The 16,985-nt window shown below is 68.2% G+C and carries 11 protein-coding genes and 1 pseudogene; 11 read left to right on the top strand and 1 reads right to left on the bottom strand.

Going from position 1 to position 16,985, the window contains the following annotated elements; genetic code table 11:
* Positions 1-111: 111 nt before the first annotated feature.
* From selD to apbC, 3 genes and pseudogenes are all read left to right on the top strand, one after another.
* On the top strand, positions 112-1,182 hold the full coding sequence (gene selD, locus K2L43_RS14950; RefSeq protein WP_220637879.1) for a selenide, water dikinase SelD: 1,071 nt from the start codon (positions 112-114) through the stop codon (positions 1,180-1,182).
* A pseudogene (locus K2L43_RS14945) lies at positions 1,179-2,248 on the top strand (tellurite resistance/C4-dicarboxylate transporter family protein). The gene selD and the pseudogene K2L43_RS14945 overlap by 4 nt, the downstream one beginning before the upstream one ends.
* A 78-nt stretch (positions 2,249-2,326) precedes the next feature.
* Positions 2,327-3,418, top strand: a complete 1,092-nt coding sequence (gene apbC / locus K2L43_RS14940) for an iron-sulfur cluster carrier protein ApbC (protein WP_103737100.1) — start codon at positions 2,327-2,329, stop codon at positions 3,416-3,418.
* Between the two features lie 21 nt (positions 3,419-3,439).
* Here the strand turns inward: apbC and pstS are convergent, their stop codons facing one another.
* Positions 3,440-4,555 (bottom strand): phosphate ABC transporter substrate-binding protein PstS, encoded by a 1,116-nt coding sequence (pstS, locus tag K2L43_RS14935; RefSeq protein ID WP_220637878.1) that lies wholly within the window; start codon positions 4,553-4,555, stop codon positions 3,440-3,442.
* 346 nt (positions 4,556-4,901) lie between these two features.
* On the opposite strand from pstS, the gene K2L43_RS14930 reads away from it, so the two are divergent.
* The 8 genes from K2L43_RS14930 (at position 4,902) to K2L43_RS14895 (ending at position 16,980) form a co-directional block, all read left to right on the top strand.
* A complete protein-coding gene (locus K2L43_RS14930) occupies positions 4,902-6,800 on the top strand; it encodes an NADH-ubiquinone oxidoreductase-F iron-sulfur binding region domain-containing protein (protein ID WP_220637877.1) in 1,899 nt (632 codons plus the stop codon).
* A complete protein-coding gene (gene fdhF / locus K2L43_RS14925; protein WP_220637876.1) occupies positions 6,797-9,676 on the top strand; it encodes a formate dehydrogenase subunit alpha in 2,880 nt (959 codons plus the stop codon). The genes K2L43_RS14930 and fdhF overlap by 4 nt, the downstream gene beginning before the upstream one ends.
* Before the next feature lie 21 nt (positions 9,677-9,697).
* Positions 9,698-10,279, top strand: a complete 582-nt coding sequence (locus tag K2L43_RS14920; RefSeq protein ID WP_011806569.1) for a DUF3305 domain-containing protein — start codon at positions 9,698-9,700, stop codon at positions 10,277-10,279.
* On the top strand, positions 10,272-10,946 hold the full coding sequence (locus K2L43_RS14915; RefSeq protein ID WP_220637875.1) for a DUF3306 domain-containing protein: 675 nt from the start codon (positions 10,272-10,274) through the stop codon (positions 10,944-10,946). The genes K2L43_RS14920 and K2L43_RS14915 overlap by 8 nt, the downstream gene beginning before the upstream one ends.
* On the top strand, positions 10,906-12,969 hold the full coding sequence (locus K2L43_RS14910; protein ID WP_220637874.1) for a 4Fe-4S dicluster domain-containing protein: 2,064 nt from the start codon (positions 10,906-10,908) through the stop codon (positions 12,967-12,969). The genes K2L43_RS14915 and K2L43_RS14910 overlap by 41 nt, the downstream gene beginning before the upstream one ends.
* Complete coding sequence (locus tag K2L43_RS14905) at positions 12,966-13,604, top strand: molecular chaperone (protein ID WP_220637873.1); 639 nt, start codon at positions 12,966-12,968, stop codon at positions 13,602-13,604. Before K2L43_RS14910 ends, K2L43_RS14905 begins: the two co-directional genes overlap by 4 nt.
* 172 nt (positions 13,605-13,776) lie before the next feature.
* Positions 13,777-13,989, top strand: a complete 213-nt coding sequence (locus K2L43_RS14900) for a formate dehydrogenase (RefSeq protein ID WP_220637872.1) — start codon at positions 13,777-13,779, stop codon at positions 13,987-13,989.
* A 21-nt stretch (positions 13,990-14,010) separates the two neighbouring features.
* Positions 14,011-16,980 carry a formate dehydrogenase subunit alpha gene (locus tag K2L43_RS14895; RefSeq protein ID WP_220637871.1) on the top strand — a complete coding sequence of 990 codons (2,970 nt, stop codon included), beginning with the start codon at positions 14,011-14,013 and terminating at the stop codon, positions 16,978-16,980.
* The last annotated feature ends 5 nt before the right edge of the window (positions 16,981-16,985 follow it).

The raw sequence follows: 16,985 nt of genomic DNA, 5'->3' as shown, positions 1-16,985 counted from the left end.
CAAAGCCGGGCAGGTGCGAATCTGGGATGATGCGCGCGGCGCGCCCGCGGCACACTTTTTTGCGTCGGGGCAGGCGCCATTGTCCGTCACCGCGCTTTTTCCCTGTTTGCCATGAATGCTTCAGCACCCACCACCGCCCCTTCCCATCCGCGCCTGACCTCGCTATCGCATGGCGGCGGTTGCGGCTGCAAGATCGCGCCGGGCGTGCTGTCGCAGATCCTGCAGCAAAGCGGCGCGGGCGCCGTCATGCCGCCCGAGTTGATGGTGGGCATCGAGACCTCGGACGACGCGGCCGTGTACCGACTGAACGAGAGCCAGGCGCTGGTGGCTACCACGGACTTCTTCATGCCCATCGTGGACGACCCATACGAGTTCGGCCGCATCGCTGCCACCAACGCGCTGTCCGACGTGTACGCCATGGGCGGCAAGCCCATCATGGCGCTGGCGCTGGTGGCCATGCCGGTGAACACGCTGCCGCTGGACGTGATCGGCGCCATCGTGCGCGGCGGGCAGGACGTGTGCCGCGCGGCGGGCATCCCGATCGCGGGCGGCCACACCATCGACTCGGTCGAGCCCATCTACGGCCTGGTGGCCATGGGCCTGGTGCACCCGGACCGGGTGCGCCGCAACGCCGGCGCCCAGCCGGGCGACGTGCTGGTGCTAGGCAAACCGCTGGGCGTGGGCGTGTATTCGGCCGCGCTGAAGAAGGAGCAACTGGCCGACGCCCACTACCGCGAGATGATTGCCGCCACCACGCGCCTGAACACCCCCGGCCCGCTGCTGGCCGAGCTGCCCGGCGTGCACGCCATCACCGACGTGACGGGTTTCGGCCTGGCTGGCCATGCGCTGGAGGTGGCGCGCGGCGCGGGCGTCACGGTGCAGATCGACTGGGCGCGCGTGCCGCTGCTGCCCGGCGTGGCGGACCTGGCCGCGGCGGGCTTCGTGACCGGTGCCAGCGGCCGCAACTGGGCCGGCTATGGCGAGGGCGTGGCGCTGGACGCCGGCCTGCCGGCCACCGCACAGGCGCTGGTGACGGACCCGCAGACCTCGGGTGGCCTGCTGGTGGCCTGCGCGCCGGACAGCGTGCAGGACGTGCTCGCGGTGTTCGCGCGCGAGGGCTTCGCGCAGGCGGCGGTGATCGGCAGCGTGCAGGCGGGGCCGGCACGGCTGGAGCTGCGTTGAACACGCCGCCGGGGTCGCCGCCGCAGCTGGCTACTCCGGCGGGGCAGGGGGGATTGCGCGAGCTGTCGCCGGCCTACTTCGGCCTGGTCATGGCCACAGGCATCGTTTCACTGGCTGCGGACATGCTGGGCCATCCCCTGCTAGCGCGCGCGTTGCTGGCCCTGAATGCCGTGCAGTACGTGGTGCTGTGGGTCTTGTATGTACTGCGGGCCTGGCGCTATCCCCGGCGTTTCTTTGGCGACATGGTGGACCACGCGCGCGGGACCGGCTACTTCACCATGGTGGCTGCCACGGGCATCCTGGCCAGCCAGTGCATCGTGCTGCTGGGCCATGTGCCGCTGGGCTTCGCGCTATGGGCGCTGGCGGCGCTGCTGTGGCTGGTGTTGACCTACACCATCTTCACGGCCTTCACCATCCGCCGGGACAAGCCCCCGCTGGACCGGGGCATCAGCGGTGCCTGGCTGCTGGCCGTGGTGTCCACGCAGGCGCTGGCCGTGTCCAGCGCCCTGCTGGCCGCGCGCATCGGCCAGCCGCTGCGGCTGGAGCTCAACCTGCTGGCGCTGTCCATGTGGCTGTGGGGCGGCATGCTCTACATCTGGATGATGGCGCTGATCTTCTACCGCTACCTGTTCTTTCCCTTCTCGCCGGGCGACTTGTCGCCGCCGTACTGGATCAACATGGGGCCATGGCCATTTCCACGCTGGCCGGCTCGCTGCTGATCCTGAACGCGCCACAGGCGCCGTTCCTGGTGTCGCTGCTGCCGTTCCTCAAGGGCTTCACGGTGTTCTACTGGGCCGCGGGCACCTGGTGGATTCCCATGCTGGTGCTGCTGGGCATCTGGCGCCACGGCGTGCGCCGCTTTCCGCTGCGCTACGACCCACTGTACTGGGGCGCGGTGTTTCCGCTGGGCATGTACGCGGCCTGCACCTGGCAGATGGACCAGGCCATGGCCTTTGGGTTTCTGGATGCGCTGCCCCGGCTGTTCTTTGCCGTGGCGCTGCTGGCCTGGCTGCTGGCGTTCATCGGCATGCTGCGCAGCGTGGCGCGCCAGCTGCGTGGGCTGTAGGTAAACAAAGGCACAGGCGCGCCAGTGCCAAGGCCGCTTGGCTAGACTCCGGCTTTCTCTTCAGCAAACCACACAACCATGGCACTCACAGAACAGGCATTGTTGGCGGCGATCGCCGGCGTCCAGGATCCGCACACGGGCAAGGACTTCGTGAGCACGCGCGCGGTGCGCAATGTGCAGATCAACGGCGGCGATGTCGCCTTCGACGTGGAGCTGGGCTACCCCGCCAAGAGCCTGGTGCCCGAGTTGCGCCGCCAGTTCATCGCCGCTGCCAAGGCAGTGGCGGGCGTGGAGAACGTGTCGGTCAACATCAACACCAAGGTGATCGCGCACGCGGTGCAGCGGGGCGTACAGCTGCTACCGCAGGTGAAGAACATCATCGCCGTGGCCTCGGGCAAGGGCGGCGTGGGCAAGAGCACCACGGCCGCCAACCTGGCCCTGGCGCTGGCCGCTGAAGGCGCCCGCGTGGGCGTGCTGGATGCCGACATCTACGGCCCCAGCCAGCCCATGATGCTGGGCATCAGCCGCCGCCCGGAGAGCGAGGACGGCAAGACCATGGAGCCGCTCGAGAACTACGGCGTGCAGGTCATGTCCATCGGCTTCCTGGTGGACCAGGACGAGGCCATGATCTGGCGCGGCCCCATGGCCACGCAGGCGCTGGAGCAGCTGCTGCGACAGACCAACTGGAAGGACCTGGATTACCTCATCATCGACATGCCGCCGGGCACGGGCGACATCCAGCTCACGCTCTCCCAGCGCGTACCCATGACCGGCGCGGTGATCGTCACCACGCCACAGGACATTGCGCTGCTGGACGCCAAGAAGGGCATCAAGATGTTCGAGAAGGTGGGCGTGCCCATCCTGGGCATCGTGGAGAACATGGCCGTGCACGTGTGCAGCAACTGCGGCCATGTGGAGCACATCTTCGGCGCCGACGGCGGCAAGAAGATGGCCGCCGACTATGGCATGGACTACCTGGGCGCGCTGCCGCTGGACATGCACATCCGCCTGCAGGCCGACAGCGGCAAGCCCACCGTGGTGGCCGACCCTGACGGCGAGGTCGCGCAGATCTACAAGAAGGTGGCGCGCGATGTGGCCGTGAAGATCGCGCAGCAGGCCAAGGACTTCTCCAGCAAGTTCCCCACCATCTCGATCAGCAAGAACACTTGATCTGCCAGGGCGCGTTGCGGCTCAGCGCAGCGCGAGCCGCGCGCCCGCGCCTTCCTCTGCTCCGCCCATCACGGGCAGCGGCTTGCCGTCCGGTGCGCGCACCGTGCTCAGCAGCGCCACCACGCGGGCCTGCGTCTCGGCGGGCAGTGGCGCAAACCCGGTGCCGGCCACCGCGCGGTCGCCCATCAGGAACGAGCGATAGAAGAAGTTGAGCGCGCGTGCCGTGCGCACGGGCGCGGCGGGCTTGCTGTCGATCACGATGTAGGTGGCCGACACGATGGGCCAGGCCATGGGGGTGTCCACGTCCACCAGCGGCGGCGCGTTCAGGCCGTCACGAAACAGGTTGGCGCCGCGCACGGCGGCGCGGTAACTCGCCACCGAAGGGGTCACCCATTCGCCGCGCCGGTTACGCAGCGCGACGGCGGCGGGACCGTCGCCCACCACATAGTCCGATGAGACGTAGCCCAGGGCACCGGCGGTGGCCTGCACCGCCGCCACCATCTTGCTGGAACCCTCCACGGCCTGGATCGCGCCGCCGGCGGGCCAATTCGCACGTCCGTCCTTGAGGGGGATGGCGCTGTCGTCCGCGGCCGCGGCCAGCCGCAGGTAGGCGAGCAGCACTTGCGTGGTGCCCGAGCCGTCGGCCCGCACGACGCGCGTGATCGGCAGGTTGGGCAGCTTCAATTCAGGGTTCAGCGCGGCAATCGCCTTGTCGTTCCAGTGGTCGATGCGTGCGGCGAAGATGGCGGCCAGCACGTGCGCATCCAGGCGCAGCCGCCCGCTGGCTACGCCCGGCAGGTTCACGACTGGCACCACACCGCCCACCAGCGTGGGGAACTGGATCAGGTGATGCTGGGCCAGCTCCTGCTGCGACAGGGGAATGTCGGTGGCGCCGAAGTCGACCTGCTGCGCCTTGATCTGCTGCACGCCTTGGGTAGAGCCGACGGCTGCGTACTGGACCTTGGTGCCGCGCTCCTGCGCATAGTGGCTGGCCCACTGGGCATACACCTTGGCAGGAAAGGAAGCGCCCGCGCCACGCAGGGTGATGTCTTGGGCCAGTGCGGGTGCGGCCAGGCCCAGGCTGACCAGCGCGGGGGCGGCGATCAGCGCGATACGCGATCGGAAAGTCGTTTGCATAGCGAGAAAGCGTCGGAAAGAGTGGTAGAGCAGGGCCCGCATGCGCCGCAATCCAGGGGTGCGGCGGCGGGGGCCTGCAGGGCCGGGCGGGAGCCAGGAGCGGAGCGCGGCTTTGAAGGGCGCGAATCTTACCGGCCTTTGCAAGGAGGCGGGACGGTTGGATGAGATGCCAGCGGGAGCGGGATGGGACCAAGGTGCCGAGGGCAAGCGAAGTGCGCGCAGGCAAGCGCGGGGCGGCGTGCCAGACAGCAGGGCCCGGCCTTAGTCCTGCCCGGTGGGACGGCGTGCATTGACGCCGCGGGGGGCGCGGCGCACACTGCCTGCGCTTCCTTTTCCCCGCGATTCCATGATCTCCCGACCCGAATTCACCGCCGTGCCCGTGGCCACGGCAGACGATCTGCGCGAGCGCCTGCGCCGCAAGGCCCACCTCAAGGGCCGCCAGCCCGAGGCCTCTGCCTTGACCGAGGTGCAGACGCTGATCGGCGCGCGCCCGCCCGAGGGCTATGCGCGCGACCGGCTTATCGAGTACCTGCACCTGATCAATGATCGCCACGGCGCGCTGTACGAGCGGCACCTGGTGGCGCTGGCGCGCCTGATGAACCTGCCCATGGCCGAGGTGTACGAGGTGGCAAGCTTCTACCACCACTTCGAGGTGCTGCGCGACGCCGACGGGCCGCCGCGCCTGGTGCTGCGCGTGTGCAACGGGCTGTCCTGCTGCATGGCCGGGGCCGACGCGTTGCTGGCCGAACTGCCCGGGCGGCTGAGTGCCGCGGGCCATGGCGACGTGCGTGTGCAGGCCGCGCCGTGCGTGGGCCGCTGTGAGCAGGCGCCTGTGGCCGTGGTGCACCAGTGCCCGGTGCCGCGTGCCACGCTGGGCGCGGTGCTGGAGCGGGTCGATTTGATGCCGGATCGGGCTCAGGCCCAGCACCCTCAAGCGCCGACAGCTCCTGTTTTTGAAGCGCTGCCGCAAACGGCGATCACGCGCGGGCCGGAGGCGGTCGCGCCGCCGTGGGTGGGGTTGGCCGCCTATCGGGCGCGCGGCGGCTATGCGTTGGCCGCCGGCCTGGCGCAGGGGCGCGTGCCGGCCGACGGCGTGCTTGCGGCCATGGAGGACTCGGGCCTGCGCGGCCTGGGCGGTGCGGGTTTTCCGGCGGGGCGCAAGTGGCGCATCGTGCGCGAGCAGGCGGCCCTTGCCGGGCGCCAGGCCGCCCCAAGCGAGGCATCGGCCCCCTCGGCGGGCAGCGGACCACGCGAAGCGGGGGAGCGTGGGGGCGTGGCCCTCATGGCGGTGAACATCGACGAGGGTGAGCCCGGCACGTTCAAGGACCGCACTTACCTGGAGCGCGACCCGCACCGCTTCCTGGAGGGTGTGCTGGTGGCTGCACAGGTGGTGGGCACCGCAGAGGTGTACATCTACCTGCGCGACGAATACCACGGCTGCCGCGCCCTCCTGCAGACAGCGATTGCCGAACTGCAGGCCGACCCGCCGTGCGCCTTGCCGCGCATCGAGCTGCGCCGCGGGGCAGGCGCCTACATCTGCGGCGAGGAGTCCGCGATGATCGAGAGCATCGAAGGCAAGCGCGGCGAGCCGCGTATGCGCCCGCCCTATATCGCCCAGGTGGGGTTGTTCGGCCGGCCCACGCTGGAGCACAACTTCGAGACGCTGTACTGGGTGCGCGACATCGTGGAAAAGGGCCCCCAGTGGTTTGCCAGCTTCGGCCGCCACGGGCGCAGGGGGCTGCGCAGCTTCAGCGTGAGCGGGCGGGTGAAGGAACCCGGCGTGAAGCTGGCGCCCGCGGGCATCACGCTGCGTGAACTGGTGGATGAATACTGCGGCGGCATGGCCGACGGGCACGTGCTGTATGCCTACCTGCCCGGTGGTGCGTCGGGCGGCATCCTGCCGGCCCGTCTGTCTGATGTGCCGCTGGACTTCGACACGCTGCAGCCGCACGGCTGCTTCATCGGATCGGCGGCCGTGATCGTGCTCAGCCAGCACGACCGCGCGCGCGATGCGGCACTGAACATGATGCGTTTTTTTGCGCACGAGAGCTGCGGCCAGTGCACGCCGTGCCGCGTGGGCACGGCCAAGGCCGCGCAGCTCATGCAGGCGCCCGTGTGGGACGGCGACACGCTGGATGATTTGGCGCAGGTGATGCAGGACGCATCGATTTGCGGCCTGGGCCAGGCGGCGCCCAACCCGATCCGCTGCGTGCAGCGCTACTTTGCGCACGAGGTGCAGGCATGAGCCCTCAATCCGCCGCCATACCGTTCGATCTGGACGGCCAGCCGCTGCAGGCGCAGCCCGGCGAATCCATCTGGCAGGCCGCGCGGCGCCACGGCGTGCAGATCCCCCACCTGTGCCACACCGATGGCCTGCGGCCCGACGGTAACTGCCGCGCCTGCGTGGTGGAGATCGAAGGCGAGCGCACGCTGGCGCCCAGCTGTTGCCGCGCGCCCACGCCTGGCATGCGCGTGCACGCCCAGAGCCCCCGCGCGCTCAAGAGCCAGCAGATGGTGCTGGAGCTGCTGCTGTCTGATATGCCGGAGACCGGCCACAAGTGGAACGACGCTGCAAAAACAATAGCTGGTAGCGCTTGCCAGGAAAGCGCTGGAGCACAATTTGACCAAGTACCAACGCCCCCGGGGCAGCATGGCGAGTTGAGCGCCTGGGCCGATGCGCTGGGCGTGGCCGTGCGTCCCGCGCTGGCCGCGCTGCGCCGCGCGCAGCCCGCGCCCGACCTGAGCCACCCGGCCATGGCCGTGCACCTGGACGCGTGCATCCAGTGCAACCGCTGCGTGCGCGCCTGCCGCGAGGAACAGGTCAACGACGTGATCGGCTATGCGCTGCGCGGAGCCGACAGCAAGATCGTCTTCGACCTGGACGACTCCATGGGCGCCAGCACCTGTGTGGCCTGCGGCGAATGCGTGCAGGCCTGCCCCACGGGCGCGCTGAGTCCCAAGACCCACATCGGCCCGCAGAAGGTGGACCGCACGGTGGACTCGGTCTGCCCGTTCTGCGGCGTGGGCTGCCTCGTCACCTACCACGTGAAGGACGAAAAAATCGTGCGCGTGGACGGCCGTGACGGCCCGGCCAACCGGGGCCGCCTGTGCGTGAAGGGGCGCTTCGGCTTTGACTACGCGCACCACCCGCAGCGCCTCACGGTGCCGCTGGTGCGCAAACCTGGCGTTCCCAAGGACTGGCAGGGCGCTGTGAGGCCCGAAGACTTGCGCGAGGTCTTCCGCGAGGCGACCTGGGACGAGGCACTGCAGCGCGCCGCAGGCGGACTGCGTGCGCTGCGCGATGCGCACGGCCCCAAGGCGCTGGCGGGGTTTGGCTCGGCCAAGGGCAGCAACGAAGAGGCCTACCTGTTTCAGAAGCTGGTGCGCACCGGCTTTGGCAGCAACAACGTGGACCATTGCACGCGCCTGTGCCACGCCTCCAGCGTGGCGGCGCTGCTGGAGGGCGTGGGCTCGGGCGCGGTGAGCAACCCGGTGAGCGACGTGGCGCATGCCGAGGTCATTCTGGTGATCGGCTCCAACCCCACATCCAACCACCCCGTGGCCGCCACATGGATGAAGAATGCCGCCCGGCGGGGTGCAAAGATCGTGCTGGCCGACCCGCGCGTGACCGACATCGGGCGCCACGCCTGGCGCGTGCTGCAGTTCCGGCCCGACACCGATGTGGCCGTGCTCAACGCGCTGATCCACACGGTGATCGAGGAGGGCCTGGCCAACGAGGCCTTCATCCGTGACCGTGCGCTCAACTACGAGGCCCTGCGAGAGAACGTGCGCGCCTACAGCCCTGAGGCCATGGCGCCGCTGTGCGGCATTCCCGCGGACACGCTGCGCGAGGTGGCGCGCGCGTTCGCCACGGCCAAGGCGTCGATGGTCCTCTGGGGCATGGGCGTGAGCCAGCATGTGCATGGCACCGACAACGTGCGCTGCCTGATTGCCCTCGCCACCGTCACCGGGCAGATCGGCCGGCCCGGCACGGGCTTGCATCCGCTGCGCGGCCAGAACAACGTGCAGGGCGCAAGCGACGCGGGCCTGATCCCGATGATGTTCCCCAACTACCAGCGCGTAGAGAACGCCGAGGCGCGCGCGTGGTTCGAGCAGTTCTGGGGCTTGCCGCTGGACGACGCGCCGGGTTACACCGTGGTCGAGATCATGCACAAGGCCCTGGCCGATGAGGCCGACCCGCACAAGGTGCGCGGCATGTACATCATGGGCGAGAACCCGGCCATGAGCGACCCTGACCTGAACCATGCGCGCCAGGCGCTCGCGAGCCTGTCGCACCTCGTGGTGCAGGACATCTTCCTGACCGAAACCGCCTGGCTGGCCGACGTGGTGCTGCCCGCCAGCGCCTGGCCCGAGAAGACCGGCAGCGTGAGCAACACCGACCGCATGGTGCAGCTGGGCCGGCGCGCGCTCACGCCACCGGGTGACGCGCGGCCCGATCTGTGGATCGTGCAGCAGATGGCGAAGGGCATGGGCCTGGCCTGGGACTACGAGGGCGCAGAAGCTGGCGTGGCTGCCGTCTATGAGGAAATGCGCCAGGCCATGGCCGGCGCCATCGCCGGTATCAGTTGGGACCGGCTGGAGCGCGAGTCCAGCGTGACCTACCCCTGCCTCTCGGTCGAGGATCCGGGCCAGCCCATCGTATTCACCGAGCGCTTTCCCACCCCCACGGGCCGTGTGACGCTGGTGCCGGCCGACATCATCCCGGCCGACGAGCGGCCCGATGCCCACTACCCGCTGGTGCTCATCACGGGCCGCCAGCTGGAGCACTGGCATACGGGCAGCATGACGCGGCGATCGGCCGTGCTGGACGCCATCGAGCCGCTCGCCACGGCCTCGCTGCACGGCGACGAACTGGCGCGCCTAGGGCTGGCGCCGGGCGACTGGGCGGCGATCCGCTCGCGCCGTGGTGCCGTGCAGGTGCGTGTGCGCCGCGACGACGGCACGCCGCGCGGTGCGGTGTTCATGCCGTTTGCCTATGTGGAAGCGGCGGCCAACCTGCTCACCAATGCGGCGCTGGACCCGTTCGGGAAGATTCCCGAGTTCAAGTATTGCGCCGTGGCCGTGCGGGGCATTGCGCCGCCGCAGGGGCAGGGCGGCTGACTCCGGCGTACAGTGGCGCGCATGTCCTCCCGCCCCTTTATCTCCGTTGCTGTGGTCATGCGCCGCGAGCACCTGAACAACCGCTGGCAGCCCTGGCGCTGGTCCCTGGGCGAGGTCGTGCCGCATGAAGACGTGTTTGGCACCACGCCCCGCCTGTTGCGCCAGAGCGAGGCCGAGGAGCACTGGCTGTTCCCCGGCTTCGCCGTGGAGCTGTTCCGCGACGATGTCGAGGGCTACCACCTCAATCTGAGCGCGCCCGAGCCCTGTTGGTTCGTGCACTGGCGCATGGACGAGGAGCCCGGCGCGGACGGGCACCAGCTGGCGCGCCCGGTCGATGTGAGCCTGAGCTACCACGACGCGGGCCGATGGCTGGATGCGCAGGAAAACGTGGACCAGGTGCCCGCGCCCGGCCCGGTGCGCGAATGGCTTCAGGCCTTCGTGACGGAGCACTACCAGCCCGAGCCCAAGCGCCGCCGCCGGCCCGAGAGCTTCCGCCCACTGACCGACCGGTTCGGCAACCCCGCTTCCATCTCCACGGGCAAGACGCGCGGAGGCGGCGGTGGCGGTGGTGCGCCGGCAGAAGGCGAGGGCGGTCATGGCTGAGGGCTTCCTGGGCCGCTGGTCGCGGCGCAAGCAGGAGGCGCGAGACCCCGAAACCGCTTCCCAGACCGAGGTGGAGGTTGCTGCGGCGCCCGATCTGCCGCCGCAGCGTGAAGCACCTATGCAGCAGCCTGCCGCACAGCCAGCAGCGCAACCGGCAGCCGCAGCGCGGCCGTTGCCCACGCTGCAGGACGTGCAGGCGCTCACGCCAGAGTCCGACTTCTCCAGTTTCGTGACGCGCGGCGTGGCGCCGGAGGTTCGCAACGCCGCCATGAAGAAGCTGTTCAGCGACCCGCACTTCAATGTGATGGATGGGCTGGATGTCTATATCGACGACTACACCCAGCCCACGCCGCTGCCGCTGAGCACGCTGCGCCAGCTCGCCAGCGCCAAGGTGCTGGGGCTGGTGCAGGAGGACGCGCCGCAGGAGCGCGCCAGCGCGGCAAAGGCCAGCCAGGGTGCTGGGGTGATCGCGGCGCCGCAGGCCGCGGGCGGCCTTGATGTGGCACAGTCCGGCGTATGCAACACCATTCCTAGCCCGCAGGCGCCGGATGCTGCACCGCAGCAGACCGCGCCCGCCAGCCACCTACCCGATGCCCAAGACGCTGATATGCGATTGCAACCGGACCATGCCTCTGGACCCCAGGGCACTGGGAACGGCTCTGCATGAGGAGCTGACGCTCCACTCCACCCTGTGCCGCCGCGAGGCCGGCGCCTTCCAGCAGGCCGTGCGCAGCGGCGAGACGGTGCTTGTCGCCTGCACCCAGGAACAACGCTTGTTCACCGAACTGGCCGAGCAGACTGAAGGGGCCACTTCGCCCCTGCGCTTCGTCAACATTCGCGAGACCGGCGGCTGGAGCCGCGATGCGCGCCAGGCCGGCCCCAAGATCGCTGCGTTGCTGGCGGCGGCCCATCTGCCAGAGCCCGAGCCTGTGCCCACCGTGAGCTTTCGCAGTGGTGGACGTCTGCTGATCATCGGCGCGCTGGATGCCGCCGAGCGTGCGGCCACGCTGCTGGCCGACGTGCTGGACGTGACGCTGTTCGCGCAAGGCCCCGGTGATGCCGGTGGCCGGCAGGAGCGGCGCTTTCCCGTGCTGGGCGGGCGCGTTGTGTCACTCAAGGGTTGGCTGGGGCGATTTGCGCTGCAATGGACGGCGGACAACCCCATCGACCTGGACCTGTGCACGCGCTGCAATGCCTGCGTGACCGCCTGCCCCGAGAACGCCATCGGGCTCGATTACCAGATCGACATGACGGCCTGTACCGGCCACCGCGATTGCGTGAAGGCCTGCGCGGTGGCGGGTGCCATCCGCTTCGAGCGCGAGGCCGAGGTGCAGTCGCAGGACTTTGATCTGGTGCTGGACCTGCGCCCTGCCGGCGCCGGGCCCACCTTTTTGCAGCACGCGCTGCCGCAGGGGTACTTCCGCTGGGACGGGCACGACCTGCAAGCGCTGCTGCGCCTGCGCGACCTGGTGGGTGAATTCGAGAAGCCCAAGTTTTTCAGCTACCGCCAGAAGCTCTGCGCCCACAGCCGCAACCGTGGGGTGGGCTGCAATGCCTGCGTGGACATCTGCTCGGCCGAGGCCATCAGCAGCGACCCCGTGCGCCAGCAGGTGGTGGTCAATCCACACCTGTGCGTGGGCTGCGGCGCCTGCACCACGGTCTGCCCCACGGGCGCCATGGGCTATGCCTACCCGTCCGCGCAGGACATGGGCACGCGCATCCGTACCCTGCTGTCCACTTATGCCCAGGCCGGCGGCCGCCAGCCCAGCCTGCTGCTGCACAGCCAGGAGAGCGGGCAGCAGCTCGTGCATGAACTGGGGCGCGCGGCCCAATTGGGCGTGGCCCAGGGCGTGCCCGCGCACATGATCCCCGTGGCGCTGTGGCATACAGCCAGTGTCGGTATCGATCTGTGGCTCAGTGCCATCGCGCAGGGGGCGACACAGGTGGCGGTGCTGTTCACGGGGGACGAGGCACCGCAGTACGTGGAAGGCCTGCAGTCCCAGATGGCGGTGGCGCAGGCGTTGTTGCACGGCCTGGGCTATACGGGCACGCATCTGCATTGCGTGCATGCGCGCTCCGCGACCGATCTGGATGCGGGGCTGCGCGCGATCGGCGGCGCGTGTGGCAGCGTACCGGCGCAGGCCGCCCGCTTCACGCCGACCAATGACAAGCGCGCCACGCTGGAGCTGGCGCTGGATCATCTGGTGACCAATGCCCCCGCGCGCGAGTTGCCCGAGGCCATTGCGCTACCCAAAGGGCCATCTCCGTGGGGTACGGTGGTCGTGGACAAGGACCGCTGTACGTTGTGCCTGAGCTGCGTGAGCGCCTGCCCCGCCGGCGCGCTGCAGGACAATCCGCAGGCACCGCAGCTGCGCTTCACTGAGCAGAATTGCGTGCAATGCGGCCTGTGCGAGCGCACTTGCCCCGAGAACGCCATCGCGCTGCAGCCGCGCATGCTGCTCACGCCGGAGCGCGGCCAGCCGCGCGTGCTGAACGAGACCCAGCCCTATGGCTGCATCCGCTGCGGCAAGCCTTTCGGCACGCTGCAGGCCATCGAGGCCATGCTGGGCAGGCTGGCCGACCACCCGATGTTCCACGGTGAGGCGCTGGAACGCCTCAAGATGTGCGGCGACTGCCGCGTGATTGACTTGTACTCCGCCCAGAACGAAGCGAAAGTGACCGACCTGTGAGCAGCCCCACCACAGCCCACCTCACCGCCCCGGCCACCACCTCCGCGCTGGATGAGGAAACCGCGCGCGCAGAGTTGTACGGCCTGTTGGCCCAGCTGTACTACGCCTCGCCCGATCCGGCCCTGCTGGATGCGTTGCGCGTCGCCGTGACCGAGGCGCCCGCCAGCGGCGCCTTTCTGCAGGAGCCTTGGCAGCAGCTCGTGGCCGTGGCACGAGAGCTGACGGACGGCGCGGTGGCCGACGAGTACGACGCGCTCTTTGGCGGCGTGGGCAAGCCCGAGGTATTCCTGTACGGCTCGCACTACCTCAGCGGCTTCTTGAACGAGAAGCCCCTGGCGCGGCTGCGCACCGACCTGCAGCGGCTGGGCCTGGCCGCCCGGGAGGACATGCCCGATACCGAGGACCACATCGCCTACCTGTGCGAGGTGATGCGCTACCTGATCGCTGGTGACGATGGGGGCGTGTGCCACCTGGAGTCGCAGCGCACCTTCTTTGCCGCGCATATCCAGCCTTGGGTGCTGCAGTTGTGTGATGTGCTGGAGCAGCAGCCGCGGGCGCGCTTTTACGCCGTCCTGGCGCGGTTTACGCGCGCCTTCGTGGCTGTGGAGGCGCAGGGCTTCGACATGCTCGAGTAAGCGGCGCCGCACCTAGCGCGGAACGTACAACAGTGCAGCACGCCCATCGCCAAAGGCGAGCCCGGTCCTCGGGTGACGTTGCCGCATTGTGACCAATGTCATAGACTGTATGCATGCGGCTTCATACGCCGCGATTTTTTCCGTTTTCTTGCCAGCATTCCTGGAGACAAAAATGCAGGACCGCCAGCCCGCCCCTTCCCGTCGTCGTTTCTTTGCAGGTGCTGCCACCGTCGGTGCCGCAGCTGCTTCCGTGGCCGTGCTTGCGCGCATGGTGACCACCCCGCAGGCTGTGGTGGAACAGGCCCCGCGCCCTACCCCCGAGCGGGGCGGCGGCTACCATGAGTCGGACCATGTCCGCCACTACTACAACACCACCCGCATCTGATGCGGCACAGCGGGGTTCGCCATGTTGCTGACTAAAAAATCTTCCCATGCGCCGCAAGGTGCACAGGCCTCTTCCTCTTTCGTGCACAGCTTGCGGCGCGGACTCTCGCAGGCGCTGCCCACCATGGACCGCCGCGCGTTCCTGCGCCGCTCGGGCCTGGGGGTAGGCGTTGGCATTGCAGCCTCGCAACTTACCCTGGTCAAGAAGTCGCAAGCGGCTGAAGGCGCCAAGGTGGGCCTGGGCGACAGCAAGATCGAAGTGCGCCGCACCGTGTGCACCCATTGCTCGGTGGGCTGTGCTGTGGATGCCGTGGTCGAGAACGGCATCTGGGTGCGCCAGGAACCGGTGTTTGACTCGCCCATCAACCTGGGCGCCCACTGCGCCAAGGGGGCGTCAGTGCGCGAGCACGGCCACGGCGAGTACCGCCTGCGCTACCCGATGAAGCTGGTCAACGGCAAGTACGAGCGCATCAGCTGGGACACAGCCCTCAATGAGATCACCGCCAAGATGCTGGAGCTGCGCAAGCAAAGCGGCCCGGACAGCCTGTACGTCGTCGGCTCGTCGAAGCACAGCAACGAACAGGCCTACCTGCTGCGCAAATGGATGAGCTTCTGGGGCAGCAACAACTGCGACCACCAGGCGCGCATCTGCCACTCGACGACGGTGGCTGGCGTGGCCAATACCTGGGGGTACGGTGCGATGACCAACTCGTACAACGACATGCAAAACAGCAAGGTCGCTCTGTACATCGGCTCCAACGCGGCTGAAGCCCACCCCGTGAGCATGTTGCACATGCTGCATGCCAAGGAAACCGGCTGCAAGATGATCGTGGTGGACCCACGCTTCACCCGCACGGCCGCCAAGGCCGACGAGTACGTGCGCATCCGCTCGGGCACCGACATTCCTTTCCTGTTCGGCCTGGTCTATCACATCTTCAAGAACGGCTGGGAAGACAAGAAGTACATCCATGACCGTGTCTACGGCATGGAAAAGGTGCGCGACGAGGTCATGGCCAAGTGGACACCCGACAAGGTGGAAGAGGCCTGCGGCGTCAAAGAAGAACAGATGTTCAAGGTTGCCAAGATGCTGGCCGACAGCCGCCCTGGCACCATCGTATGGTGCATGGGCCAGACGCAGCACTCCATCGGCAACGCTATGGTGCGTGCCTCCTGCATCTTGCAGCTGGCCCTGGGCAACGTGGGCAAGAGCGGTGGCGGCACCAACATCTTCCGCGGCCACGACAACGTGCAAGGCGCGACTGACGTTGGCCCCAACCCCGATTCACTGCCCGGCTATTACGGCCTGGCCGAAGGCTCGTGGAAGCACTTTGCCAACGCCTGGGGGGTCGACTTCGAGTGGATCAAGGGCCGCTACGCCACGCCCGCGATGATGACCAAGAACGGCATCACCGTCTCGCGCTGGATCGACGGCGTGTTGGAGAAGAACGAGCTCATCGACCAGGATTCCAACCTGCGCGGCGTGTTCTTCTGGGGGCATGCCCCCAACTCGCAGACGCGCGGCCTGGAGATGAAGCGTGCGATGGACAAGCTCGACCTCTTGGTCGTGGTTGATCCCTATCCGTCGGCCACCGCCGCCATGGCGGCCATGCCCGGCAAGCCCGAGGACTTGAACCCCAACCGCGCGGTGTACCTGCTGCCCGCGGCCACCCAGTTCGAGACCAGTGGCTCGTGCACGGCATCCAACCGCTCGCTGCAGTGGCGCGAGAAGGTCATCGAGCCTCTGTGGGAAAGCCGCTCCGACCACATGATCATGTACCAGTTCGCGCAGAAGCTCGGCTTCGACAAGGAACTGGTCAAGAACTACCAGATGCAGAAGGTCAAGGGCATGGACGAACCCGTGCCCGAGGACATCCTGCGTGAGATCAACCGCTGTGTCTGGACCATTGGCTACACCGGCCAGAGTCCGGAGCGCCTGAAGGCGCACATGAAGAACATGCACATGTTCGACGTGAAGACGCTCAAGGCCAAGGGCGGCAAGGACAAGGAAACCGGCTACGACTTTACGGGCGACTACTTTGGCCTGCCCTGGCCGTGTTTTGGCTCGCCCGAGATGAAGCACCCGGGCTCGCCCAACCTGTACGACACCAGCAAGCATGTGATGGATGGCGGCGGCAACTTCCGCGCCAACTTCGGCGTGGAACGCGACGGCGTCAACCTGCTGGCCGAAGATGGCTCGCACTCGGTGGGCGCCGATCTCACCACCGGCTACCCCGAATTCGACCATGTGCTGCTCAAGAAGCTGGGCTGGTGGGCCGACCTCACCGAGGCGGAGCAGAAGGCGGCCGAGGGCAAGAACTGGAAGACCGACCCCTCGGGCGGCATCATCCGCGTGGCGATGAAGGTGCACGGCTGCCACCCGTTCGGCAACGCCAAGGCGCGCGCGGTGGTCTGGAACTTCCCCGACCCCATTCCGCAGCACCGGGAGCCCATCTACGGCACGCGTCCGGATCTCGTGGCCAAGTACCCCACGCACGATGACAAGAACGCGTTCTGGCGGCTGCCCACGCTCTACAAGAGCCTGCAGCAGAAGAACGTGGCCGACAAGGTGTATGAGAAATATCCGCTGATCCTTTCGTCCGGCCGTCTGGTCGAGTACGAAGGTGGTGGCGAGGAAAGCCGCTCCAACCCCTGGCTGGCCGAGTTGCAGCAGGAAGCGTTCGTGGAAATCAACCCCAAGACCGCTGCCGACCGTGGCATCCGCAACGGTGAGCGCGTTTGGCTCAGCACCCCCACGGGCGCGCGCCTGAATGTGCAGGCCCTGGTGACCGAGCGCGTAGCGCCCGACACCTGCTGGATGCCATACAGCTTCTCAGGCCGCTGGCAGGGCGCCGACATGCTGGCGTATTACCCCAAGGGGGCAGCGCCTCTGGTGCGTGGCGAGGCCGTGAACACCGCGACAACGTATGGCTACGACGTCGTGACCATGATGCAAGAAACCAAGACCACGATCTGCAACGTGGAACGCGCATAAGGAGG

The sequence above is a fragment of the Diaphorobacter sp. MNS-0 genome (assembly GCF_019602835.1).
Classification (GTDB): Bacteria; Pseudomonadota; Gammaproteobacteria; order Burkholderiales; family Burkholderiaceae_C; genus Diaphorobacter; species Diaphorobacter nitroreducens.
The sequence above is the reverse complement of the archived record's forward strand: the minus strand, read 5'-3'. Positions and strand labels throughout refer to the sequence as shown.

Coding starts and splice junctions, on each gene's coding strand:
- selD (WP_220637879.1), top strand. CDS start 112: ATGAATGCTTCAGCACCCACCACCGCCCCTTCCCATCCGCGCCTGACC.
- apbC (WP_103737100.1), top strand. CDS start 2,327: ATGGCACTCACAGAACAGGCATTGTTGGCGGCGATCGCCGGCGTCCAG.
- pstS (WP_220637878.1), bottom strand. CDS start 4,555: ATGCAAACGACTTTCCGATCGCGTATCGCGCTGATCGCCGCCCCCGCG.
- K2L43_RS14930 (WP_220637877.1), top strand. CDS start 4,902: ATGATCTCCCGACCCGAATTCACCGCCGTGCCCGTGGCCACGGCAGAC.
- fdhF (WP_220637876.1), top strand. CDS start 6,797: ATGAGCCCTCAATCCGCCGCCATACCGTTCGATCTGGACGGCCAGCCG.
- K2L43_RS14920 (WP_011806569.1), top strand. CDS start 9,698: ATGTCCTCCCGCCCCTTTATCTCCGTTGCTGTGGTCATGCGCCGCGAG.
- K2L43_RS14915 (WP_220637875.1), top strand. CDS start 10,272: ATGGCTGAGGGCTTCCTGGGCCGCTGGTCGCGGCGCAAGCAGGAGGCG.
- K2L43_RS14910 (WP_220637874.1), top strand. CDS start 10,906: ATGCCTCTGGACCCCAGGGCACTGGGAACGGCTCTGCATGAGGAGCTG.
- K2L43_RS14900 (WP_220637872.1), top strand. CDS start 13,777: ATGCAGGACCGCCAGCCCGCCCCTTCCCGTCGTCGTTTCTTTGCAGGT.
- K2L43_RS14895 (WP_220637871.1), top strand. CDS start 14,011: ATGTTGCTGACTAAAAAATCTTCCCATGCGCCGCAAGGTGCACAGGCC.